General features: G+C 64.3%; 24 protein-coding genes. 20 read left to right on the top strand and 4 right to left on the bottom strand.

All coding sequences use genetic code 11. The features are described 5' to 3' along the window. The first annotated feature begins 251 nt into the window (after positions 1-251). The 13 genes from C8J36_RS04185 (at position 252) to C8J36_RS04125 (ending at position 10,830) form a co-directional block, all read left to right on the top strand. Complete coding sequence (locus C8J36_RS04185; RefSeq protein WP_132532823.1) at positions 252-1,340, top strand: ABC transporter substrate-binding protein; 1,089 nt, start codon at positions 252-254, stop codon at positions 1,338-1,340. A 10-nt stretch (positions 1,341-1,350) separates the two neighbouring features. Beyond that, positions 1,351-2,370, top strand: a complete 1,020-nt coding sequence (locus C8J36_RS04180) for a P1 family peptidase (RefSeq protein ID WP_132532821.1) — start codon at positions 1,351-1,353, stop codon at positions 2,368-2,370. A 148-nt stretch (positions 2,371-2,518) separates the two neighbouring features. Beyond that, positions 2,519-3,196, top strand: coding sequence for a ribulose-phosphate 3-epimerase (rpe, locus tag C8J36_RS04175; protein ID WP_132532819.1), 678 nt, complete (start codon positions 2,519-2,521; stop codon positions 3,194-3,196). Further along, positions 3,193-3,759 carry a hypothetical protein gene (locus C8J36_RS04170; RefSeq protein ID WP_245506443.1) on the top strand — a complete coding sequence of 189 codons (567 nt, stop codon included), beginning with the start codon at positions 3,193-3,195 and terminating at the stop codon, positions 3,757-3,759. The genes rpe and C8J36_RS04170 overlap by 4 nt, the downstream gene beginning before the upstream one ends. A gap of 61 nt (positions 3,760-3,820) precedes the next feature. Then, the gene (purB, locus tag C8J36_RS04165) at positions 3,821-5,122 is read left to right on the top strand and encodes an adenylosuccinate lyase (protein ID WP_132532817.1); all 1,302 of its coding nucleotides are present in this window, start codon (positions 3,821-3,823) and stop codon (positions 5,120-5,122) included. A 139-nt stretch (positions 5,123-5,261) separates the two neighbouring features. Beyond that, positions 5,262-5,564, top strand: a complete 303-nt coding sequence (locus C8J36_RS04160) for a PilZ domain-containing protein (protein ID WP_062593026.1) — start codon at positions 5,262-5,264, stop codon at positions 5,562-5,564. Between the two features lie 85 nt (positions 5,565-5,649). Beyond that, entirely contained in the window at positions 5,650-6,222 is a 573-nt protein-coding gene (locus tag C8J36_RS04155) for an alpha/beta hydrolase (RefSeq protein ID WP_132532815.1), read from the top strand. Between the two features lie 103 nt (positions 6,223-6,325). Next, the gene (locus C8J36_RS04150; protein ID WP_132532813.1) at positions 6,326-8,164 is read left to right on the top strand and encodes a GGDEF domain-containing phosphodiesterase; all 1,839 of its coding nucleotides are present in this window, start codon (positions 6,326-6,328) and stop codon (positions 8,162-8,164) included. A gap of 217 nt (positions 8,165-8,381) precedes the next feature. Further along, a complete protein-coding gene (purC, locus tag C8J36_RS04145; RefSeq protein ID WP_062593020.1) occupies positions 8,382-9,146 on the top strand; it encodes a phosphoribosylaminoimidazolesuccinocarboxamide synthase in 765 nt (254 codons plus the stop codon). Between the two features lie 43 nt (positions 9,147-9,189). Further along, positions 9,190-9,432, top strand: coding sequence for a phosphoribosylformylglycinamidine synthase subunit PurS (gene purS / locus C8J36_RS04140; RefSeq protein WP_132532811.1), 243 nt, complete (start codon positions 9,190-9,192; stop codon positions 9,430-9,432). A gap of 18 nt (positions 9,433-9,450) precedes the next feature. Continuing rightward, the gene (locus C8J36_RS04135) at positions 9,451-9,708 is read left to right on the top strand and encodes a hypothetical protein (RefSeq protein ID WP_062593016.1); all 258 of its coding nucleotides are present in this window, start codon (positions 9,451-9,453) and stop codon (positions 9,706-9,708) included. Further along, positions 9,705-10,376: a phosphoribosylformylglycinamidine synthase subunit PurQ gene (gene purQ / locus C8J36_RS04130; RefSeq protein ID WP_062593014.1), complete on the top strand. Its 672-nt coding sequence runs from the start codon at positions 9,705-9,707 to the stop codon at positions 10,374-10,376. Before C8J36_RS04135 ends, purQ begins: the two co-directional genes overlap by 4 nt. Positions 10,377-10,440: 64 nt before the next feature. Further along, a complete protein-coding gene (locus tag C8J36_RS04125; RefSeq protein ID WP_132532809.1) occupies positions 10,441-10,830 on the top strand; it encodes a hypothetical protein in 390 nt (129 codons plus the stop codon). A 146-nt stretch (positions 10,831-10,976) separates the two neighbouring features. Here C8J36_RS04125 and C8J36_RS04120 read toward each other — a convergent pair whose 3' ends face one another. Beyond that, complete coding sequence (locus C8J36_RS04120; RefSeq protein ID WP_245506442.1) at positions 10,977-11,252, bottom strand: DUF1127 domain-containing protein; 276 nt, start codon at positions 11,250-11,252, stop codon at positions 10,977-10,979. Between the two features lie 87 nt (positions 11,253-11,339). Between C8J36_RS04120 and C8J36_RS04115 the strand changes: the two genes are divergently transcribed. The 7 genes from C8J36_RS04115 to C8J36_RS04085 all read left to right on the top strand — a co-directional run bounded on the left by C8J36_RS04115 (position 11,340) and on the right by C8J36_RS04085 (position 19,247). Next, the gene (locus C8J36_RS04115; protein ID WP_132532807.1) at positions 11,340-12,749 is read left to right on the top strand and encodes a PLP-dependent aminotransferase family protein; all 1,410 of its coding nucleotides are present in this window, start codon (positions 11,340-11,342) and stop codon (positions 12,747-12,749) included. A gap of 208 nt (positions 12,750-12,957) precedes the next feature. Beyond that, positions 12,958-15,189, top strand: coding sequence for a phosphoribosylformylglycinamidine synthase subunit PurL (gene purL / locus C8J36_RS04110; RefSeq protein WP_132532805.1), 2,232 nt, complete (start codon positions 12,958-12,960; stop codon positions 15,187-15,189). A gap of 52 nt (positions 15,190-15,241) precedes the next feature. Then, complete coding sequence (locus C8J36_RS04105; protein WP_062593005.1) at positions 15,242-15,475, top strand: BolA family transcriptional regulator; 234 nt, start codon at positions 15,242-15,244, stop codon at positions 15,473-15,475. 4 nt (positions 15,476-15,479) lie between these two features. After that, positions 15,480-15,710, top strand: coding sequence for a hypothetical protein (locus C8J36_RS04100; RefSeq protein WP_132532803.1), 231 nt, complete (start codon positions 15,480-15,482; stop codon positions 15,708-15,710). A 164-nt stretch (positions 15,711-15,874) separates the two neighbouring features. Beyond that, on the top strand, positions 15,875-16,210 hold the full coding sequence (gene grxD, locus C8J36_RS04095) for a Grx4 family monothiol glutaredoxin (protein ID WP_062593001.1): 336 nt from the start codon (positions 15,875-15,877) through the stop codon (positions 16,208-16,210). A 472-nt stretch (positions 16,211-16,682) separates the two neighbouring features. Further along, a complete protein-coding gene (locus tag C8J36_RS04090) occupies positions 16,683-17,939 on the top strand; it encodes a multidrug effflux MFS transporter (RefSeq protein ID WP_132532801.1) in 1,257 nt (418 codons plus the stop codon). Positions 17,940-17,969: 30 nt separating this feature from the next. Then, the gene (locus tag C8J36_RS04085; protein WP_132532799.1) at positions 17,970-19,247 is read left to right on the top strand and encodes a multidrug effflux MFS transporter; all 1,278 of its coding nucleotides are present in this window, start codon (positions 17,970-17,972) and stop codon (positions 19,245-19,247) included. A 77-nt stretch (positions 19,248-19,324) separates the two neighbouring features. Here C8J36_RS04085 and C8J36_RS04080 read toward each other — a convergent pair whose 3' ends face one another. The 3 genes from C8J36_RS04080 to C8J36_RS04070 form a co-directional block, all read right to left on the bottom strand. Next, a complete protein-coding gene (locus C8J36_RS04080; protein WP_132532798.1) occupies positions 19,325-20,152 on the bottom strand; it encodes an inositol monophosphatase family protein in 828 nt (275 codons plus the stop codon). Further along, complete coding sequence (gene ttcA / locus C8J36_RS04075; RefSeq protein WP_165914954.1) at positions 20,149-20,958, bottom strand: tRNA 2-thiocytidine(32) synthetase TtcA; 810 nt, start codon at positions 20,956-20,958, stop codon at positions 20,149-20,151. The genes C8J36_RS04080 and ttcA overlap by 4 nt, the downstream gene beginning before the upstream one ends. A 217-nt stretch (positions 20,959-21,175) precedes the next feature. Beyond that, positions 21,176-22,120, bottom strand: a complete 945-nt coding sequence (locus C8J36_RS04070) for a glutaminase (protein WP_062592994.1) — start codon at positions 22,118-22,120, stop codon at positions 21,176-21,178. Positions 22,121-22,130: the final 10 nt, after the last annotated feature.

Below are 22,130 nucleotides of genomic sequence, written 5' to 3'. Positions count from 1 at the left end.
CTTTATATAGGACGTGCGTCCCGGTTTTCAGCCTCGGAGTCTTTGATCGATCGACCGAAGAGACCGACGCTTGCCGGCAAGACGGCGAAAACATGGGCATCTCGGACGTGGACTTGCGGTTTTCCTTTGACGCGGGTTCCCGGATTGCCGAACATGCGGGAAGGCGGGCTTTCCTGGCCTCGATCCGAAGTCCGAGATACGGTCGAAGCCGTCGATATGCCGTCCGTCTCCTCCGTAACGTCGAAAGTCCCATGTTCCGCGTCCTCTCCGTTCTCCTGCCCGTTGTCACACTTGCTGCTGCGAATGCATCCGGGGCCACCGCCGCCGGGCTGAAGGTGGGCGTCGTCGCGCCGGTCGAAGGCCCCCTCGCGCTGCTCGGCCGACAGGTCCTCGAAGGCGCGCGGTTTCAGGCCGAGGCGCGCGGCTCGGAGGTCGTTGCCATTCCCGAAACCTGCGAGGCCGGCGATGCGGAAGCCCTGAAAGCCGCCGTCGCGGCGGCCGCGGCCGAAGCGCTGGTCGGCTTCCTGTGCACGGAAAGCCTTGAGGCGATCCTGCCGACCCTTGGCGGCACCGGCGTTCCCGCCATCAGCCTCAGCGTCCGCTCCGATGTCCTGATGGAGGACGTCCGCAAGAACGGATGGCCGTTCTACCGGCTGGTGCCGAGTGCCCGCAAGGAAACCGAAAAGCTCGCCAGCGTCATCCTCGAAGGCTGGAAGGGCGAGCCCCTCGCCTTGATCGATGACGGCACGATCCATGGGCGCGACCTCGTGGAAGGTGTGCGTTCCGCCCTGGCCGAGACCGGCCTGACGCCGGTGTTTTCAGACACTTACCGCCCGGCCCAGGAACAGCAGGTCAGCCTCGTGCGCCGCCTCGGCCGCAGCGGAGCGACCCATGTCCTGATCGGCGGCGACCGGAGCGATGTCGCGATCATCGCCCGTGATGCCGCCAGCGAGACGCTGGCGCTGACGCTGCTGGGCGGCGAAGCGCTCGATGCGGCCGACCAGCCGGTTCCCCTGGCGGACGGCGTCCTTGCGGTCACGCTTCCGGAGGCAGAGACCTTGCCGGAAGCCGCGCCGACCGCGGCGGCAATGCGTGCCGCCAATCTCGTGCCCGAGGGCTACACCCTTCCCGCTTTCGCCGCGATCGGCCTGTTGGAGCAGGCCAAGGATCGCGCGCTGAAGGACGGAACGCCGCTCGCCGATGCGCTTGAGAAAGCGCCTTATCCGACGGTTCTCGGCACGATCCGGTTCGACGCCGGACACGAGCGCGCCGACAATCCCTACAGGCTGATGGTCTGGCGGCAGGGGCGCTTCGTCGATGCGCCGCTGCCGACCGAATGAGATGGCGGAGATGACGTTTCGCCGCGGACCCCTCAACGCCTTGACCGATGTCCCCGGGCTGACCGTCGGCCACGCGCAGGACGAGAGCCTGAAGTCCGGGGTCACGGCGATCCTCTGCGATCCCCCGGCCGTCGCCGCCGTGTCGATCATGGGCGGTTCGCCCGGCACGCGCGAAACCGATCTCCTGGAGCCCCACAACAGCGTGCAGACCGTGGACGCGCTCTGCCTCTCCGGCGGCTCGGCCTTCGGCCTCGATGCGGCGTCGGGCGTGCAGGCCGCCTTGCGCGCCATGGGCCGCGGGCTGAAGGTCGGGCCGGCCATCGTGCCGATCGTCCCCGCCGCCATCCTGTTCGACCTCAACAATGGCGGGGACAAGAATTGGGGGACCTATGGCCCCTATCGCGATCTCGGCTTCACCGCCGCCATGGCCGCCACGCGTGAGATGGCCACGGGCAGCGTCGGCGCCGGCACGGGCGCCGCCACCGCAACGCTCAAGGGCGGCCTCGGCACGGCCTCCACCGTTCTCGCAAACGGCATCACGGTGGGCGCGCTCGCCGCCGTCAACCCGCTCGGCTCGGCGACCATCGGCGATACCGCCTGCTTCTGGGCCGCCCCCTTCGAGCTGGAGGGAGAGTTCGGCGGCCTTGGTCTGCCCATGCCCATGCCGGCAAACGCGACGGCCGTTCGCACCAAGCTCGACGCCATCGCGCCGATGGCCAACACGACCATCGCCGTCATCGCCACCGATGTCGCGCTCTCCAAGGCCGAAGCCAAGCGTCTGGCGGTCGCGGCGCATGACGGGTTCTCCCGCGCGCTCTGGCCATCGCACACGCCGCTCGATGGCGATCTGGTCTTTGCCGTTTCCACAGGCCGGCGACCGGGAAATCTCGATCCGGCGGCGTTTCTGGACCTCTGCGCCGCCGCCGCCTCCACCATGGCGCGGGCGATCGCGCGCGGCGTCCACGACGCGACACCGGCTGCAGGCGACCTGCGCCCCTGCTGGCGCGATCTTGCGTCTGTCTCGACCTGACGAGAACGCAGGATCGCTCCCGACATTGCCGGTCCCCCCGACCAATGCTACTGCAGTCAGCATTCGAGCCGGAATCGGCCTGAAGAGCGATGATGCCGGGTTTCTCCTCGTCTTGATCGCGAGGCTCACGCATCCCGGAGATTTCAGCATGCCGCGTCCCATTCGTATCGCCCCTTCCATCCTCGCCTCCGATTTCGCGCGGCTCGGCGAAGAGGTCCGGGACGTCGTGGCCGCCGGCGCCGACTGGGTCCACCTCGATGTGATGGACGGGCATTTCGTTCCGAACATCACCTTCGGCCCGGATGTGGTGAAAGCGCTGCGTCCGGTGACCGACGCCACCTTCGACTGCCACCTGATGATCTCCCCGGCCGATCCCTATCTCGAAGCCTTCGCCAAGGCCGGTTGCGACAGCATCACCGTTCATGCCGAAGCCGGACCGCACCTGCACCGCTCGCTGCAGACCATCCGCAATCTGGGCAAGAAGGCCGGCGTCGCCATCAATCCGGCTACGCCGGAGGCGACGATCGAGTATCTGCTGGATACGGTGGACCTTGTCCTGGTCATGACCGTCAATCCCGGTTTCGGCGGCCAGAAATTCGTGGTCCCCACGCTCGACAAGATCCGCCGCGTCCGCGACCTCATCGGCGACCGCCCGATCGACATCGAGGTCGATGGCGGCATCACGGAAGCGACGATCGCAACGGCCGCCAAGGCCGGGGCCAACGTCTTCGTCGCGGGATCCGCGATCTATGGCGGCGGCTCGCCGGACGCCTATCGCGCGGCCATCGACAGGCTGCGCGCGCTCGCGGAAAGCGGTCGCGGATGAGCGGAAACGGCAGCCCTGCGCGGCTGCCGCCGCTGCCGGCAGAACATACTGCGCCTCAAGGCCTCGGCGCCTGGGTCGCCGCCCGGCTGCAGGCGGGCTGGCGCGGCGCGAGGGACAGACTGCCTCTCGCACCGGTCTGGGGCGTGCTGATGGCGCTCTGCGCTTTCACCGCCCTGTTCCTGCAGGGGCGCGTCGGCACCGGCCAGATCGCGGCGATCCTCCTTCTCTTTTTTGCCGGCGGCATGCTCGCCTTCCCCATCACGGTTTTCCTCGCGCAGGGCCTTGCGCTCGGTCGCCGCGCCGAGACGCGTTTTGCCGGCAGCTTTCTGTGCCTGACGCTGTCGACGATCGTCGTCACCGCCATCCTCTTCGCCTTGCAGTACCGCTTGTTCTTCGCGCGGTGGCATGCACCCTTCGCCACGCGGATCTGGTTCTATCAGTTCGCCTTTACAGGTGCGGGCGCGATTTACCAGTTCATCGTCATGGGCATTCGCCTCTATATGCCGCTCGGCCTTCCCGCCCTCCTCGGCATGAGCCTCTGGCTGACGCGCGTTCAGCGTTGAGCTTGCAGGACATCTTTGATAGAGGCTCGGCCAACGATATCCGAGAGAAAGCTGACAGCCGATGATCCCCCGCTATTCCCGTCCGGAAATGGTCGCCATCTGGTCGCCCGAAACCAAGTTCCGCATCTGGTTCGAAATCGAGGCCCATGCCTGCGACGCGCTGGCCGACCTCGGCGTCATCCCCAAGGAGGCCGCCCGCACCATCTGGGAAAAAGGCGGCGCTGCCACCTTCGACGTCGACCGGATCGACGAAATCGAGGCCGTCACCAAGCATGACGTCATCGCCTTCCTCACGCATCTCGCCGAAATCGTCGGCCCCGACGCGCGTTTCGTTCACCAGGGCATGACCTCGTCGGACGTGCTCGACACCTGCTTCAGCGTCCAGCTCGTCAAGGCGACGGACCTGCTTCTGGCCGATATGGACCGCCTGCTGGAGGCGCTGAAGCGCCGCGCCTTCGAGCACAAGGACACCGTCACCATCGGCCGATCGCATGGCATTCATGCCGAGCCCACCACCTTCGGCGTCAAGCTGGCGCTCGCCTATGCCGAGTTCGAGCGTTGCCGCGCCCGCCTCGTCGCCGCCCGCGAGGAAATCGCGACCTGCGCCATCTCGGGTGCCGTCGGCACCTTCGCCAATATCGACCCACGCGTCGAGGAGCATGTCGCCGCCGCCCTCGGCCTGAAGCCCGAGCCGGTCTCCACGCAGGTCATCCCGCGCGATCGCCACGCCATGTACTTTTCCATCCTCGGCGTCATCGCGTCCTCGGTGGAGCGTGTCGCAACCGAGATCCGCCATCTTCAGCGCACCGAAGTGCTGGAAGCCGAGGAGTATTTCTCTCCGGGCCAGAAGGGCTCGTCGGCCATGCCGCACAAGCGCAACCCCGTTTTGACCGAGAACCTGACCGGTCTTGCCCGCATGGTCCGCGCCTTCTCCATCCCGGCCATGGAAAACGTGGCGCTCTGGCACGAGCGCGACATCTCGCACTCCTCGGTCGAGCGCATGATCGGCCCGGATGCGACGGTCACGCTCGATTTTGCCCTCGCGCGCCTGACCAACGTCATCGACAAGCTGCTGGTCTATCCCGACAACATGATGGGCAATCTCAACAAGTTCCGCGGCCTCGTCCACTCGCAGCGCGTCCTTCTGGCCCTGACGCAGGCGGGCGCCTCGCGCGAGGATGCCTACCGCCTCGTCCAGCGCAATGCGATGCGGGTCTGGGAACAGGGCAAGGACTTCCTAGAAGAACTGCTCGCCGACGAAGAGGTCCGCGGCTACCTGCCGGAGACCGACATTCGCGAGAAATTCGACCTCGGCTATCACACGAAGCATGTCGATACGATCTTCCGCCGCGTATTTGGCTGACCTGACGCGACAGCGTGCCAAAACTGACGGAAACGGTCGTGTTCGATAGAATGCGACCGTTTCCAACAAGGCTTTCGTGACGGTTTCTCCCTATTTTGTAACTCTACGCGAACTTAGAGGGCAAGGGAGCAAACCAGCAATGCCGGCACAATCGGGTATGGAACGCGAGACGCGCTCCCGCTTCAAACTGATGGGGCGCGTCACCTGCCGGGACAAGGCCAGCAGCGCCACGGTGGTGGATCTCTCGGATGCGGGCATGAGCCTGCAACTGACCTACGACATCCAGGCGACGCAAGGGCAGAGCGTCGTGTTCGAAACCGAGGAACTCGGTCGGCTGAACGGCTCGGTCCAGTGGGCGCGCGGCAATCAGATCGGCGTTCGTCTGAACACCTCGTCGAACACGACCGCGAAAATCGCGTCCTTCTACAAATTTTTCCGCTGAGCCCGGCTGCAGCCAGGACCCTCCCGGATGTCAGGAACCTCAGGGGTCTTGACAAGAACGGCGTGCCGCCTCACATCGCGACATCATGAAAGCCTCGGAAGCAGACATTCTCATCGTCCCCGGATACACCAATTCCGGCCCCGATCACTGGCAGACCCGCTGGGAAGGCAAGCTCGCCTCCGCACGCCGCGTCGAGCAGGCGGAATGGGTGAAGCCCGTCCGCGAGGACTGGGTGGAGCGGATGAACGAGGAGATCGCGGCCGCGACCAAGCCGGTGGTCATCGTCGCCCATTCTCTCGGTGTGGCGACCGCGGTCCACGCGATTTCCAAGGAGAACCAGCACAAGATCGCCGGTGCCTTCTTCGTCGCGCCGCCGGACGTCGAAAACCCGAACATTCGTCCGAAACACCTGATGACGTTCGGACCCTACCCGCGCGATCCGCTTCCCTTCCCGTCGATGATCGTCGCCAGCCGCAACGACCATTTTGGATCTTATGAGCATGCCCGCGATATCGCCAATGCCTGGGGCTCGATCCTCGTGGATGCGGGCGAATCGGGACACCTCAACGCCGAATCCGGTCATGGCCCGTGGCCGGAGGGAACCATGGTCTTCGCCCAGTTCCTCAGCCGCCTCAAGCCGCCGCTGCCCAGTAGCTGAAGTCTTGACTTACCCCACCAACTGGGTGAAGCCTGATGACCGGTGGAGTGCTTGAGAGCGAGCCTGTCGAGGGCGCCGCTTCCCGAGCGGGGCGGACCTGGATGTGACGAGCGAACCAAGCAACGGGCAGTGCGAGGGCAGCGGCGAGGCTCAAGACAGGCTGCCGCCGGACGATATTGCCCGCCGGCTCAGGCTCGCGCTCGATGTGTCCAAGATCGGCGTTTTCGATGCCGATCTCGAAACCGGCCGCGTGAAGCGGGATGCCGTCCTCATGCAGATCTTCGGCTACGGCGATGAGGCTTACGAAGACGAGGGCGATGTCCTTGAACGGACCCTTCATCCTGAGGATCGCGATCGGACATGGGTGACGATCGACGCGGGCATCGCGTCGGGCGAGCCCTTCTACAACGCCTTTCGCATCATTCGGCCCGATGGTGAGGTCCGTTACATCCGGTCTCGATCCGTCACCTTCAGCGACAGCAAGGGCCATCGTCGCCTGCTCGGCGCCAACTGGGACGCGACCGACGACGTCACGCTCCAGCAGAATCTCGAGCAGGCACGCGCACTGGCGGAATCCCGCTATACGGCGCTGGAAAGCGCCTGGCGCGAAATCGAACGCCGGGCTCTGCAGGACCAGCTGACTGGGCTCTCGAACCGTCACGCACTGCTTCTTCACCTCGACAAACTCTGTTCCGAGCCCGAACCTCACATCCATCCCCGCCCCTGTCCCCGCCCCTGTCCCCGCCACGCCGTCTTGCAGATCGACCTCTCCCGCTTCAAGGAGATCAACGATACGCTCGGGCACCAGGCAGGCGATGCCGCGATCCTCTGCGTTGCCGGTCGGCTGGAGGCTCTGCGCGAAGAGAAGGAATGCCTCGCCCGCATCGGCGGCAACGAGTTCGCGCTGGTGCTGGACGCCGGCGACAGATCGGAGAACGCAGCGCATCTGGCGACGAAGATCGTGCAAAGCCTCGAACAGCCGATTCCGTGCGAGGGGCACCTCTTTCGCTGCGGCGTCAGCGTCGGGCTCGCCTGGACCAGCGACGATGTCGACGGCCCCCAGGCACTGATCAACGCGGCAACAGCCCTTTCCGCGGCCAAGGCGCGCAAGGGCGGCGGCACGGTCCTCTTCACGGAGGAACTCGACGGCCGCAACCGCGCGATCCGGCAGACGGCGGACGATATCCTGCGCGGGATCGACGAGGATGCCTTCATCCCGTTCTATCAGCTGCAGTTCGATGCAAAAACACTCGATGTCTGCGGCGCGGAGGCTCTCGCCCGTTGGCGGCATCCCTCGCAGGGGATCCTCACCCCGGACCGCTTCTTGAAGATCGCCGAAGACATCGACGTCATGTGGCGCATCGACCGGTCTCTGGCGGAAAAAGCCTGCGCCGACTTCCTGCGCTGGCGGAACAACGGCAGCGGTGTGGACCGCCTCTCGATCAACGTCTCCGTCCGCCGTCTCATCGATCCGCACCTGATCGCGGCCTTTCCGACCAAGGATCTGCCGAAAGGCACCTTCGTCTTCGAAATGCTCGAATCGATTTGTCTGGACGTGCTCGACGACGACATGGCAAAAGCCATCGATCGCATTCGCAGAGCCGGCATCGCGATCGAGATCGACGATTTCGGCACCGGCCACGCGTCCGTCCTCGGTCTCACGACGCTGCAGCCGAAGCGCCTGAAGATCGATCGCGCCTTGATCGCCCCGATGACGCGTGGCGACCGGCATCGTCGGCTCATCGCCGCGATCATCGAGATGGGGCATGCCCTGGATATCGAGATCATAGCCGAAGGTGTGGAGACCACGGCGCAGGTCCAGCTTCTGCAGGACATGGGCTGCGACGTGCTGCAAGGCTTCGCCCTCGCCCGCCCCATGGACGCTGAAGCGGTCGAGGCTTTCCTGCGGGCACGAAAGAGGGCGCGGCGGCCGTCGCTGTGAGCGACGCCCCTCGCCGTCCACCCCGCGTTTCCGCCGCGCCATGTCCCCGACGCAGGCCTGCATTGCCATTCGCATGCCCTCGTTTCGCAGCCCGGAGACGAGACGCCGATTGTGAAACGGTTTCTTTTCCGCTATGGACCCGGGAGAAAATCCTGCCCGAACTGCATCAACGAAAGGGCGCATCTTCCAGCGCCCGCAACAATAAGAGACAGAGTCTATGAACCGTCGCCGCCGAATCTATGAAGGCAAGGCCAAGATCCTTTATGAAGGCCCGGAGCCAGGCACGCTGATCCAGTTCTTCAAGGACGATGCCACGGCTTTCAACAAGAAGAAGCATGACATCATCGACGGCAAGGGCGTGCTGAACAACCGTATTTCCGAATACATCTTCACGCATCTGAACCGTATCGGCATCCCGACGCACTTCATCCGCCGCCTGAACATGCGCGAGCAGCTGATCAAGGAAGTGGAGATCATTCCGCTCGAGATCGTCGTGCGCAACGTCGCGGCCGGCTCCCTGTCCAAGCGCCTCGGCATCGAGGAAGGCACTGTGCTGCCCCGCTCGATCATCGAGTTTTACTACAAGGCCGATGCGCTCGACGACCCCATGGTCTCCGAAGAACACATCACGGCTTTCGGCTGGGCGAGCCCGCAGGAACTCGACGACGTGATGGCGCTTGCCATTCGCGTCAACGACTTCCTGACCGGCCTGTTTCTCGGCGTCGGCATCCAGCTGGTCGATTTCAAGATCGAGTGCGGACGTCTGTTCGAAGGCGACATGATGCGCATCATTCTCGCTGACGAGATCTCGCCGGACAGCTGCCGCCTCTGGGACGTCGAAACCAAGGAAAAGATGGACAAGGATCGGTTCCGCCGTGACATGGGCGGCCTGGTCGAGGCCTATCAGGAAGTCGCCCGCCGGCTCGGCATCATGAACGAGAACGAGCCGCCGCGCGGTTCGGGTCCGGTTCTGGTCAAGTAAGCCGCCAGAGCCCGAGAGCATCCAGTTTCGAGGAAGACGAAAAGTGATCACCGCACGCGTAACCGTAACGCTCAAGAACGGCGTACTCGACCCGCAGGGCAAGGCAATCGAAGGCGCCCTCGGCGCCCTCGGTTTTGACGGCGTCGGCCAGGTTCGCCAGGGCAAGGTGTTCGACCTCAAGGTCGACACCAACGACCGAGCGAAAGCCGAAACCGACGTAAAAGCCATGTGCGATAAGCTGTTGGCAAACACCGTGATCGAGAACTATACTATCTCCCTCGACTGAAGGTTGCGGGAGAGTGGCATGACGAACGTCACGAACGAACTGATGTACGAACTCCTGAAGCGGATGAATGGCGATATATCGCACATCAGACATGCCGTAACGGAGCTGAAGAGCGAGATGCAGAGCATGCGTGGCACACTCGTCTCGGTTCAGCAGGACATTCACAACATCTACGGGGTTCTCGGACGCCACGAGACCCGTCTCGACCGCATTGAAAACCGCCTCGAGCTGCGCGAGCTCGCCGAGGCACAGTCAAGGTTCGATCCGCATCCATGAAGTCCGCCGTCGTTCAGCTCCCCGGTCTCAATCGCGACCGTGACATGATCACCGCCCTGACCATGATTTCCGGCAAGCCGCCGGTCACCGTCTGGCAGACGGAAACCGAAATTCCGGATGTCGATCTCATCGTCATTCCCGGCGGTTTCTCCTATGGCGATTACCTGCGTTGCGGCGCCATTGCCGCCCGCATGCCGGTCATGCAGGCGATCAAGGCCAAGGCGGAACAGGGTGTGCGCGTTCTCGGCGTCTGCAACGGCTTCCAGATCCTGCTCGAAGCCGGCCTGCTGCCAGGTGCGTTGATGCGCAACGCCTCGCTGAAGTTCGTCTGCAAAGAGATCAAGCTTGAGGTCGTCAACGCCTCGACGGACTTCACCCGCGCCTATGCGGAAGGCCAGATCATCCGCTGCCCGGTTGCCCATCACGATGGCAACTATTTCGCCGATGCCGAGACGCTGAACGCGATCGAGGGCAACGGCCAGGTCGTTTTCCGCTATGCGGCCGGCACCAATCCGAACGGTTCGATGAACGATATCGCCGCCGTCACCAACGCCCGCGGCAATGTGCTCGGCATGATGCCGCACCCGGAAAATCTGATCGAAGCGGCCCATGGCGGCTCGGACGGTCGTGCCCTGTTCGCCTCGGCTCTCGACGTCATCGCGGCCTGATTCCCGGCCGCGATCCCTTCCGTCACTGCTGCCGGACGATCCGGCCCATTTCCGAGACCCAGCGATGAATCCTGCCTGCCTGTCCTCCATCGCTGCCGCCATCGCGGCGCTCCTCTCCGGCTGCCAGTCGGCACCTGCACCCGCGCCGGTGCGCAATGTCGCAGCACTGCCGACGATGGAGCGCATCGCGCTCAGCGCCAATGCCTGCTGGTTCAAGTCGGGCGATGCCGCCTTCAAGCCCTATCGCCTCGCACCGGAACTCAATTCCTTCTCGGGCCGCCCGCGCATCCTGCTCGTCAAGCGCAACAATCCGGAAGCACGCCCTCTCGCGGTCATCCAGGCTGAAGGCCATCCGGCCAAGGTCGACGCCTTCGGCCCCTTGTTCAGCGAACCGGTCGGCACCCGTATGACGGGCGACATCAAGCGTTGGATGGCCGGCGACAAAGGCTGCTGAGCGCACGATCGCGCGCTTCGAGCCATTTCCACGGCGGGTAACGTCTCGGCGTAGTCCATAGGGGCGCCGCTGCCCCGTTTCTGTCTGGCAGACTGTCGGCTTGTACGGAACCGTGCGAGCGAATCCTCACGCTGCCTGAAAGCCATCTACTTGATGAAAGCCGACCTCTCGAGCTCCGCGCGAATATCCCAGCGCGTCAGGCCGATATCGTTCAGCTGATCGTCCGTCAGATCCCTGAGCACCAGCCGCCCCGCGCGTTTCATCCGCCAATGAGCGAGCCTTTCCCACAAACGCGCGAAAATTCCGGGTCCGACCGGTCCCGTGGCGGACAGCATGTCGCCGCTCGAGCGGAACAACCGTTCGCGCTCAAAACCGTCTGGGTACATTGTATCAATTGTATTGTTATAGCTCTGGGATACCATGATCACGATCCTCGGATGGCGGAAACTCTGGTGTTGAGCAATAGATACAATTGACAAATACAATCAGACAATGTCATTATTGTCACCATGACAAACTGGCTTCCCGACCTCTCCGCTGGAGAAGGACCGCTCTATCTCAAGCTCGCGCAGTCCATCGAGGCTGCGATCGACAGCGGCGCTTTGCCGCCCGGTGAAAAGCTTCCGGCCCAACGCAATCTGGCCTTCGATATCGGCGTCACGCTCGGCACGGTCAGCCGCGCGTATGCTCTCGTGCATGAACGCGGCCTCGTTGCGGGGGAAGTCGGGCGGGGAACCTATGTCCGCGAGCGAAAGGCACACACCGATACGCCCACGGGAGGGATCAGATCCTTAGCCGGCACACAGCCTTTCGAGGCGCCGGTCGGCAAGCTGCGATTCGATGCGACCGGGGCGCCCCATGTCGGACAGGCCGCCGCGATCGAGGCGATCCTGACAAAGGTCGCGGCCGATCACCCGACGGAGATCTCGGATTACACCCGCTCGGCACCGGGCCATTGGCAGGAGGCGGGCGCCCTCTGGATGGCGCGCGCCGGCTGGACGCCCGAGACCGAGGGCATCGTCGTCACGCAGGGCGCCCATGCCGCCATTGTTTCCGTCGTCACGGCGGTGACGGCACCGGGGGATCGGATCCTGTTTGAAAACCTCACCTACAGCCAGGTCGCCCGGGCGCTGAGCCTCATGGGCCGGCGCATCCTTGCCGGGGAAACCGACGCGCAGGGGCTCGTGCCGGACGATTTCGAGCGCATCTGCCAGCAGCAGCATCCGGCTGTCGTCTTTCTCATGCCGACCCTCCAGAACCCGACCCTTGCCGCGATGGACCGGGCACGCCGCGAGACGATTGCCAACCTCGCCCGGCGCTATAATGTTCTCGTGATCGAGGACGATATCTACGGCGTCCTGTTGAACGACACGCAGCCGATGCTCGCCTCTCTGGCTCCGGAACGGACCTTCGTCATCTCCGGCCTGTCGAAATCCGTGTCGCCCGGCGTGCGCGGCGGCTGGGTGTCCTGCCCGCCGCATTTCGCCGCCCGGGTCAAGATCGCCCACAAGATGCTCACCGGCGGCACGGCTTTTCTGCTTGCGGAATGCGCCGCGAGACTTGTTCTCTCGGGTGAGGCGAAGGCGATCCGGACCCGCGTCGTCGCAGAACTCCAGGCGCGGGAAACACTGGCGCGCGCGATTTTCGAGGGGCATACCTTCCGCTCCCTGCCCCAGATCCCTTTCCTCTGGCTGCAATTGCCGGAGCCCTGGCTGTCCGGAACGTTCAAGGCAGCCGCTTTCGACGCAGGCGTCCTCATCGACGGCGAGGACGAGTTCAAGGCCGGGCGCTCCGACAAGGTGCATCATCGGGCGCGCATCGCCTTCTCCAATCATGGCAGCGACGACATCCGGCGAGGTTTTCAGCTCCTCCGGAACGTTCTCGACGGCGGCGTCGCCGGCTACGACAGCGCCAGCTAAGCCGCATGCGCCCTTCGCGCGCATGCGCCTCGGCCACCGGGCCCGAGACGGCTCCGCAGGACAACGTCTGACCGGCGGGCCGGCCTTCAAAAACAGGATCTGGAAAAACCGCATTTCCCTCCATCCCACGTCATTCCCATGGCATTTTCCTATCGCGCGACGGGCGGGCTTCGGCTAAGAACCGGCCAACGTCTCAGGGAACTTGCACATGGCCATCTCAAATGCCCGCCCGATCACGCCGGACCTCATTGCCTCCCACGGCCTGAAGCCGGATGAATACCAGCGCATCCTGGATCTGATCGGCCGCGAGCCGAGCTTTACCGAACTCGGCATCTTCTCGGCCATGTGGAACGAGCACTGCTCGTACAAGTCCTCCAAGAAGTGGCTGAAGACGCTGCCGACCAAGGGTCCGCGTGTCATTCAGGGTCCAGGCGAAAATGCCGGTGTCGTTGATATCGACGATGGCGACTGCGTCGTCTTCAAGATGGAAAGCCACAACCATCCCTCCTTCATCGAGCCCTATCAGGGCGCGGCCACCGGCGTCGGCGGCATTCTGCGCGACGTGTTCACCATGGGGGCCCGGCCGATCGCCGCCATGAATGCGCTGCGTTTCGGCGCGCCGGATCATCCGAAGACCCGCCATCTTGTGTCCGGCGTCGTGGCCGGCGTCGGCGGCTACGGCAATTCCTTCGGCGTTCCCACGGTCGGCGGCGAGGTCGAGTTCGATGCGCGCTACAACGGCAACATTCTCGTCAACGCGTTCGCGGCGGGCCTTGCCAAGACCGACGCGATCTTCCTGTCGGAAGCCAAGGGCGTCGGCCTGCCCGTCGTCTATCTCGGTGCCAAGACCGGTCGCGACGGCGTCGGCGGCGCGACGATGGCCTCGGCCGAATTCGACGAATCGATCGAGGAGAAGCGCCCGACCGTCCAGGTCGGCGACCCCTTCACTGAAAAATGCCTGCTCGAAGCCTGCCTTGAGCTGATGAAGACCGGCGCCGTGATCGCTATTCAGGACATGGGTGCCGCCGGCCTCACCTGCTCGGCCGTCGAAATGGGCGCCAAGGGCGACCTCGGCATCGAGCTGATCCTCGACCAGGTGCCGGTGCGCGAAGAGCGGATGACGGCCTATGAAATGATGCTGTCGGAAAGCCAGGAGCGCATGCTCATGGTGCTCGAACCCTCCAAGGAAGAGGTCGCCAAGGCGATCTTCGTCAAATGGGGTCTGGACTTCGCCATCGTCGGCAAGACCACGAACGATCTGCGTTTCCGGGTTCTGCACCAGGGCGAGGAAGTCGCCAACCTGCCGATCAAGGAACTGGGCGACGAAGCGCCGGAATACGACCGCCCCTGGACGCCGGCCAAGGTTCAAGCCCCGCTGGCCGCAAACGACATTCCCCAGGCCGATATCGCCGACGCCCTGCTCAAGCTCGTCGGGTCGCCGAACAATGCCTCGCGCCGGTGGGTTTACGAGCAATATGACACGCTGATCCAGGGCAACTCGCTGCAGCTGCCGGGCGGCGATGCCGGCGTTGTCCGCGTCGAGGGCCACGCGACCAAGGCGCTCGCCTTCTCCTCCGACGTCACGCCCCGCTATGTCGAAGCCGATGCGTTCGAAGGCGGCAAGCAGGCGGTGGCCGAATGCTGGCGCAACATGACCGCGACCGGCGCACTGCCGCTCGCCGCCACCGACAACCTCAATTTCGGCAATCCGGAAAAGCCCGAGATCATGAGCCAGCTGGTTCATGCCATCAAGGGCATCGGCGAAGCCTGCCTCGCGCTCGATTTCCCGATCGTGTCCGGCAATGTCTCGCTTTACAACGAGACGCACGGCCAGGCGATCCTGCCGACCCCGACCATTGCCGGCGTCGGCCTCATCGACGACTGGTCGAAGATGGCGCGCATCCGCTTTGCGGCCGAAGGCGAGACGATCCTCCTCGTCGGCGCGCCGGTCGAACTCGGCACGCATATCGCCCAGTCGGTCTATATGCGCGACATCCACGGCCGCACCGATGGCCCGCCGCCGTCTGTCGATCTGGCACTTGAGCGCAAGTCCGGCGATCTGGTCCGCGAACTCATCCGTGATCGCCTCGTCACGGCGGTGCATGACTGCTCGTCCGGCGGCCTGGCGCTTGCCATCGCCGAAATGGCCATCGCCTCCGATATCGGCGCCGTGATCGACGCCGTCGACGGCCGCGATCCGATCCCCGTCTTCTTCGGAGAGGACCAGGCCCGCTATGTCGTCACGGTGAAGGCCGACGATGTCGAGGAGATCCAGAGAATCGCGGAAGTTCGCGGCGTCCACGCCCCCGTCATCGGCAAGACCGGCGGCGCGACGGTCACGCTCGGCGCTGCCCGCGCCGTTCCGATCGAGAGATTGCAAAAGGCGTATGAATCGTGGTTCCCTGACTTCATGTCCGGCGAATTGCCGGCGACCGAATAAGCCGAAAGCCGACCCGAGGGTCGAGCAGGCACGGGAACAAGGAGGACACCAGATGGCGATGAAACCGGGCGATATCGAGGACATGATCAAGACCGGCATTCCCGGTGCGCAGGTCACCATCCGCGATCTTGCCGGCGACGGCGATCATTACGCGGCCGAAGTCGTGGCCGAAGCCTTCCGCGGCAAGAGCCGCGTGCAGCAGCACCAGATGGTCTACAACGCGCTCCAGGGCAATATGGGCGGCGTGCTCCACGCGCTGGCTCTGCAAACCTCGGTTCCGGAGTAAGCCGATGGCAGGGCTCATGAAGCTTCTGATGTCGGGCGTCGTCGACGGGGTCTTGAAGGAAATCCTGAAGAAGAGCGGCACGACCACGACGAAGCGCAGGAGACGGCAGGCCCGCACGCCGACCGGCATGGTCACGGAGCTCGTCAAGGATGCGATCGTCAAGGCCGTGGCACCGAAGAAACAGGTGAGCCGCAAGCGCACCACCGCGGCGCGCAGCAAACAGAAGCGGGTCTGACGGATCGGCGGCGGAGACTGCAGCTTGAGGCAGGGACGGGCTCGACCGGTTATGCGGAGGTCCCATCCTTTTTTCGCCGAGACGGGTGAAAAGCGCGTGGCGGCATGCTATGTGAAGGCTTGTCGACACCCGTCCTTGAAACGGGACAGAGAAGGAATTCCAGAATGAGCGGTATCAACGATTTCATCGACAATGAGGTCAAGACCAACGACATCGTGCTCTTCATGAAGGGCACCCCGCAGTTTCCGCAATGCGGCTTCTCCGGACAAGTCGTCCAGATCCTCGATTACCTCGGCGTCGATTACAAGGGCGTCAACGTGCTGGCGGATGCAGACCTTCGTCAGGGCATCAAGGATTATTCGAACTGGCCGACGGTGCCCCAGCTCTACATCAAGGGCGAGTTCATCGGCGGATGCGATATCGTCCGCGAGATGTTCCAGGCCGGCGAGCTCCAGACCCACCTCCAGGAAAACGGCGTCGAGGTCAAAGCCTCGGCCTGATCCCGCCTTCTCCGGAAGACCTCCGATCCCCGGCCGAGCGCCGGGGTCGTTGTTTTGAGGGCATTGCCGCGAAATCGGCGCTTTTACGGTAAGCTCGCCTTCGACACGGTCTGCGTGTGGTCGCGGACGGTCATTCGTCACCGATCTGTTGCCGGATTGCGCTATCGAAGGCGTGGGGGCCGCTATATGTTATGTGTCGGGTCCCGAATCACGCGTTGACCCCTCCTCACAAACAGACCGGGACAGCAGCGATGCCTCCCATCATCGCCGGTTTCCGGCAGATTTCGTTGAAAAGCGCTATGGGCTGTCGATCTCGGGATTGACCCCGGGATCAGACTTGATCCCCGGGATTGCGTCTGATCCCCGGGATCATCTGCGACCTATGGCTGAACATCCGGCCGATGCGTGGCGCTGCCGCGTGCGCCTGTCGGATCGCCTGCCGCGAAGCGGCGGGATGGAAGGACTTTTGAGAATGACGTCCACAACCGAGCCCGTAGCCGCGGAACCCGCCATCGCGATGCCGTTGTCGAAGGGCCAGTTCATCGCCATCATGGCCATGCTGATGTCGATCAATGCCGTGTCGATCGACATGATGCTGCCCGGCCTGCAGCAGATCGGCCAGAGCCTCGGCGTCGCCGACGAGAACAGCCGCCAGTTCGTCATCACCTCCTATCTGATCGGCATGGGCAGCGCCCAGCTGTTCTTCGGGCCGCTGTCGGACAGGTTCGGGCGGAAGATACCGCTGATCGCCGGCCTGCTCATCTACGCGCTCTGCGCCTTCGCCATCGTCTTCGTGCCGAGCTTCGGCGCCCTGCTCGCACTGCGCTTCGTGCAGGGCCTGGGCGCTGCCGCCACTCGCGTCATCAGCGTCTCCATCGTCCGCGATATCTATGGCGGGCGCATGATGGCCGAGGTCATGTCACTCGTCATGATGGTTTTCATGGTCGTGCCGGTCATCGCGCCGAGCATCGGCCAGCTCGTCATGCTCTTTGCCGAATGGCACATGATCTTTCTGGTCATCTCCGTCTATGCCTTCGTCGCCACCGTGCTGGTCGTGATCTACCTTCCCGAAACGCTGGCGACGGATCGCCGCCGGCCGTTCACGATCAAGGGCATTTCCGCCTCTTTCGCCATCGTTCTCGGCAACCGCACGGCGCTCTGTTATGCGCTCTCGATCTCCTTCATCTTCGGCGCGCTGTTCGGCTTCATCAATTCGGCCCAGCAGGTCATGGTCGGCGTTTTCGGCCTCGGCAACTACTTCCCGCTGGTCTTTGCCTGTTTCGCAGGCCTGATGGCGGTGGCCTCCTTCACCAATTCGCGCCTCGTCGGCCGCTATGGCATGCACCGGGTGTCCCATATCGCGCTTCTGCTCTTCGTCGTCGCCAGCGCCTTCTGGGCGCTGTTTTCCGCCGCCGGCTTCCTGCCGTTCTGGCTGTTCGCCATCCTCTATGGCAGCGCGATGTTCCAGTTCGGCCTGATCGGCGCCAATTTCAACGCCATGGCGATGGAGCCGCTTGGCCATGTCGCCGGCACCGCGTCTTCCGTCATCGGCTTCATGCAGACCATCGGCGGCGCGCTGATCGGCGCCATGATCGGGCAGGCCTTCGACGGCACGGTGACGCCGCTGGCCTTCGGCTTCCTCGCCGTCGCGATCATCGGCCTCTTCTTCGTGCTTCTGGCCGAGCGGGGACGCCTGTTTTCCTCCGATCACCACCACCCCGCCGGCTGAGCCGCAACCGCCTTTGAAATCGAGATCCGTATGTCCACCTCAACCACGCCGCCTCTGCCGCAAGGCTCGCAACGCATCGGGCTCGGCTTCCGCGAATTCGTCGTCACCATCGCCCTGATGACGGCGAGCATCGCCGTCGCGATCGACAGCATGCTGCCCGCCCTGCCGCACATCGCCAGCTCGCTCAACGTGCCCAATCCGAACGACGCGCAGCTCGTCATCGCCGTCTATTTCTTCGGCTTCGGCTTTGCCCAGCTCGTCTTCGGCAGCCTGGCGGATGCGTTCGGCCGACGCACGATCCTGCTGCTCGGCCTTGCCATCTTCACGGTCACGACCTTCGCCGCCGCCTGGACGGAAAGTTTTACCGCCCTCCTCGCCTTCCGCTTCGCGCAGGGCGTCGGCGGCGCGGCGATCCGCATCACCACCACCGCCATCACGCGCGACTGCTTCGACGGCCGCGAGATGGCGCGGGTGATGTCCTACATCATGATCGTCTTCATGCTGGTGCCGATCCTCGCGCCGTCCTTCGGCCAGGCCGTGCTCACCTATGCCGATTGGCACTGGATCTTCATCCTGCTCGGCGTCATCGGCGCCATCCTGTTCGTCTGGGCGAGCATGCGCATGCGCGAATCCCTGCCCGTCTCGGAACGGCTGCCGCTGTCGGTCGCCGCGATCTCGGGCGGCTTCCGCACGGTGCTCACCAACCGCATCACCTGCGGCTACATGCTCGGCCTCACCCTGTTCACGGCGGTCATCTGCACCTTCATCGTCACGGTGCAGCAGATCTTCGGAACGGTCTACGGCCTCGGCGACTGGCTGCCGATCGCCTTTGCCGGCACGGCCTCCGGCATCGCGGTCGCCAACTTCGTCAACGGCTATTTCGTTCGCCGCTTCGGCATGCGCCGCATTTCCCACGCCTGCATGATCGTCTTCACGGCGCTCGGGGTGCTGGGCGTCGGCGTCGCGCTGTTCGGCACGCCATCCTTCCTCTTCACCTATCTCATGCTCAGCATCATGCTGATGTTCTTCGCCGTGATCACGACCAACTTCACCGCCATCTGCCTGGAACCGATGGGCCATATCGCGGGAACGGCGACCGCCGTGACCGGCTTCGTCTCGACCACCGGCGGCGCGCTCCTTGGCGGCATGATCGGGCAGATGTTCGATGGCACGGTGCGCCCGCTCTTCGTCGGCTTCGCCCTTTTCGGCATCTTCACCATCCTCGCCGTGCTCTGGGCCGAACGCGGCCAGCTCTTCACCCACCCGGGCGACGAACCGGAGATGGAACCCGGCATGGGCGGCCACTGACCGACAACCACGGAGACGGAATCGAAAAGGGCGACCCGGTGGCCGCCCTTTTGTCATTCAATCCCTGGTGACACGCCTCAGATCGTGAAAACCTCCTGCCGCAGCAGGTGCCAGCTCGCTTCGTCGGACGCGACCAGCAGGCCGCCGTCGAGGTGCTGCGGCTGGTAGCGCGCGCCATCGAAACGACGCACATAGGCGCCCGCCTCTTCCGCAATCAGGCAGCCGGCCAGATGATCCCACGGCATCAGCTTCTGATACATGAGGAAGTGGAAATGCCCGGCGGAAAAGGCGCGGTATTCGTGCGCGGCACAGCGATAGCTGGTCGCAATCCGCACGCTCGCCATATTGCCCATGATGGTCCGGCGCGCATCCGGCGCATAGAAACCGGTGGAGGCGCAGCCGACGAGATCGGCCAGCGTCGTCGGTGCCGGGGTCACCGAAAGCTGGTCCTGCGATCCGTCCGCGCGGCACAACCAGGCGCCTGCGCCCTTCTCGGCGATCACCCAGTCGTTGCCCATGGGATCGTAGATGATCCCCGCAATCGTCTCGCCGCCGGCAACCACGCTCGCCATGACGCCGAAGAGCGGCATGCCCGCGGCGTAGTTGAACGTCCCGTCGATCGGATCGACGATGACGGCGAGATCGGCACCGGCAAGCTTGTCGAGGAGCGCCGGATCGGCGGAGACGGACTCTTCCCCGATGAACAGCGCGCCGGGCACGACATCGCCGATGCGCGCCTTGATCAACCGCTCCGCCGCCTCGTCCGCCTCGGTGACGAGGTCGATCGCCTCGGTCTTCATCCGCACGTCGCCGCTCGAAAGGTTGCGGAAGCGCGGCATGATTTCGACCGCGGCGGCCTCCTGCAGCAGGTTGGCCAGTCCGGCAATGTCGATCTCGCGGGTCATGAAAGCGGTTCCACTGTCTGGGGTTTCTGGGTCGTCAGGGATTGGAAGTCGAAGAGTTTCGGGTCGAGCAGATGCGATGGATTGGCATGGCCGAGCGCGCGCAGCATCGTGTCCTTGCGGCCGGGCATGCGCGCCTCGATGTCGGCCAGCATCGCCTTCATCGCATTGCGTTCCAGCCCGTCCTGCGAGCCGCAGAGGTCGCAGGGAATGATCGGAAACTGCATGGCGGCGGCGAATTTCGCAAGATCGTCCTCCGCCGCATAGGCGAGAGGACGCAGCACCGTCAGGTCGCCCTCGTCGTTGACGAGTTTGGCCGGCATCGTCGCCAGCCGCCCGCCATGGAAGAAGTTCATGAAGAAGGTCTCGAGAATATCTTCGCGATGATGGCCGAGAACGAGCGCGTCGCAGCCCTCCTCCCGCGCGATCCGGTAGAGATTGCCGCGCCGCAGACGGGAGCAAAGCGCGCAATAGGTCCCGCCTGCCGGCACCTTCTCCTTCACGATCGAATAGGTGTCGCGATACTCGATCCGGTGCGCCACGCCGATCGAGGCCAGATAGTCCGGCAGGATATGCTTTGGAAAGTTCGGCTGTCCCTGATCCAGATTGCAGGCGATCAGCTCGACCGGCAGCAGGCCGCGCCATTTGAGGTCGATCAGCAGCGCCAGCAGGCTGTAGCTGTCCTTGCCGCCGGAAACGCCGATCAGCCACCGCTTCTGCCCGTTCAGCATGCCGAAATCGTCGATCGCCTGGCGGACGTTGCGCAAGAGCCGCTTGCGCAGCTTGTTGAAGCTGACGCTGTCCGGCATGCCGCGGAAGATCGCCGGCAGCTCTGCCGGAGAAGCGGTCTGCGAAGGCGCGTCGTCGCTCAGCAGCAGGGATTGAGGTGTCATCAGGAGGCTTTCCGGCAGGCGCATTCCGAGGCGCATTCCGAGGCGAATGCCGACGGCCACGCGCAGACAGTTGGATGGCCCTGCCATGCCCGCCCCGCGTGGCAAGATCAAGACAAATCGAACGCGGGCCGCCTCAGGCGCCGAACACCGACCATCCGGTGCGGTTTGCAAGCATCTCCAGCGCCGCCGAGCCGAGCTGCGAATTGCCGTTCTCGTTCAGCCCCGGCGACCAGACGGCGACCGAGGCCTTGCCCGGCGCCACCGCCATGATGCCGCCGCCGACACCGCTCTTGCCGGGAAGGCCGACATGATAGGCGAAGTCGCCGGAGCCGTCATAATGACCGCAGGTCAGCATCAGCGCGTTGATGCGCCGCGCCCGCTGGCGTGAGACGATCGAATGACCGGTTCCCGGCTGCTGCCCGTTATTGGCAAGGAAGAGCCCGGCCTTGGCCAGCTGGACGCAGGTCATGGCAATGGCGCAATGGTGAAAATAGACGCCGAGCACATGCTCCACCGGATGATCGAGCTTGCCGAAGGATCGCATGAAATTGGCGAGGGCCGCATTGCGAAAGCCCGTCGCGGCTTCGGACTTCGCCACCTGCGGATCGATCGAGATATCCTCGTCATCGGCGAGCATCCGCATGAACCGCAGGATCTCGCCGATCACCTCCCGCGGCGTATGGCCGGCGAGAATGAGGTCGCTGATGGTGATGGCGCCCGCATTGATGAAGGGATTGCGCGGCTTTCCGCCCTCGTGCTCCAGCTGCACGATCGAGTTGAAGGCGGTACCGGACGGCTCGCGCCCCACGCGGCTCCACAGGCGCTCGCCATGCTTGCCGAGCGCCAGGGTCAGCGTAAACACCTTGGAGATACTCTGGATCGAAAAGGGGATCGCAGCATCGCCGACGGAAAACACCGTGCCATCGACCGTGACGATCGCCATGCCAAAACGCTCAGGATCGATTCGCGCGAGCTGGGGGATGTAATCCGCAACCTTGCCCTCGCCCCGCCGCGGCTCGATGGCGGCGTAGATGTCGTCGAGAACCGATTGGAGATCGAGAGTGTCCGTATCCGACATGGGGTCCTCA

It is taken from the genome of Rhizobium sp. PP-F2F-G48 (assembly GCF_004342335.1).
In the GTDB taxonomy this organism is placed as follows: Bacteria; Pseudomonadota; Alphaproteobacteria; order Rhizobiales; family Rhizobiaceae; genus Ferranicluibacter.
The sequence above is the reverse complement of the archived record's forward strand: the minus strand, read 5'-3'. Positions and strand labels throughout refer to the sequence as shown.

Coding starts and splice junctions, on each gene's coding strand:
- C8J36_RS04185 (WP_132532823.1), top strand. CDS start 252: ATGTTCCGCGTCCTCTCCGTTCTCCTGCCCGTTGTCACACTTGCTGCT.
- C8J36_RS04180 (WP_132532821.1), top strand. CDS start 1,351: ATGACGTTTCGCCGCGGACCCCTCAACGCCTTGACCGATGTCCCCGGG.
- rpe (WP_132532819.1), top strand. CDS start 2,519: ATGCCGCGTCCCATTCGTATCGCCCCTTCCATCCTCGCCTCCGATTTC.
- C8J36_RS04170 (WP_245506443.1), top strand. CDS start 3,193: ATGAGCGGAAACGGCAGCCCTGCGCGGCTGCCGCCGCTGCCGGCAGAA.
- purB (WP_132532817.1), top strand. CDS start 3,821: ATGATCCCCCGCTATTCCCGTCCGGAAATGGTCGCCATCTGGTCGCCC.
- C8J36_RS04160 (WP_062593026.1), top strand. CDS start 5,262: ATGCCGGCACAATCGGGTATGGAACGCGAGACGCGCTCCCGCTTCAAA.
- C8J36_RS04155 (WP_132532815.1), top strand. CDS start 5,650: ATGAAAGCCTCGGAAGCAGACATTCTCATCGTCCCCGGATACACCAAT.
- purC (WP_062593020.1), top strand. CDS start 8,382: ATGAACCGTCGCCGCCGAATCTATGAAGGCAAGGCCAAGATCCTTTAT.
- C8J36_RS04135 (WP_062593016.1), top strand. CDS start 9,451: ATGACGAACGTCACGAACGAACTGATGTACGAACTCCTGAAGCGGATG.
- purQ (WP_062593014.1), top strand. CDS start 9,705: ATGAAGTCCGCCGTCGTTCAGCTCCCCGGTCTCAATCGCGACCGTGAC.
- C8J36_RS04125 (WP_132532809.1), top strand. CDS start 10,441: ATGAATCCTGCCTGCCTGTCCTCCATCGCTGCCGCCATCGCGGCGCTC.
- C8J36_RS04120 (WP_245506442.1), bottom strand. CDS start 11,252: ATGGTATCCCAGAGCTATAACAATACAATTGATACAATGTACCCAGAC.
- C8J36_RS04115 (WP_132532807.1), top strand. CDS start 11,340: ATGACAAACTGGCTTCCCGACCTCTCCGCTGGAGAAGGACCGCTCTAT.
- purL (WP_132532805.1), top strand. CDS start 12,958: ATGGCCATCTCAAATGCCCGCCCGATCACGCCGGACCTCATTGCCTCC.
- C8J36_RS04105 (WP_062593005.1), top strand. CDS start 15,242: ATGGCGATGAAACCGGGCGATATCGAGGACATGATCAAGACCGGCATT.
- C8J36_RS04100 (WP_132532803.1), top strand. CDS start 15,480: ATGGCAGGGCTCATGAAGCTTCTGATGTCGGGCGTCGTCGACGGGGTC.
- grxD (WP_062593001.1), top strand. CDS start 15,875: ATGAGCGGTATCAACGATTTCATCGACAATGAGGTCAAGACCAACGAC.
- C8J36_RS04090 (WP_132532801.1), top strand. CDS start 16,683: ATGACGTCCACAACCGAGCCCGTAGCCGCGGAACCCGCCATCGCGATG.
- C8J36_RS04085 (WP_132532799.1), top strand. CDS start 17,970: ATGTCCACCTCAACCACGCCGCCTCTGCCGCAAGGCTCGCAACGCATC.
- C8J36_RS04080 (WP_132532798.1), bottom strand. CDS start 20,152: ATGACCCGCGAGATCGACATTGCCGGACTGGCCAACCTGCTGCAGGAG.
- ttcA (WP_165914954.1), bottom strand. CDS start 20,958: ATGCCGGACAGCGTCAGCTTCAACAAGCTGCGCAAGCGGCTCTTGCGC.
- C8J36_RS04070 (WP_062592994.1), bottom strand. CDS start 22,120: ATGTCGGATACGGACACTCTCGATCTCCAATCGGTTCTCGACGACATC.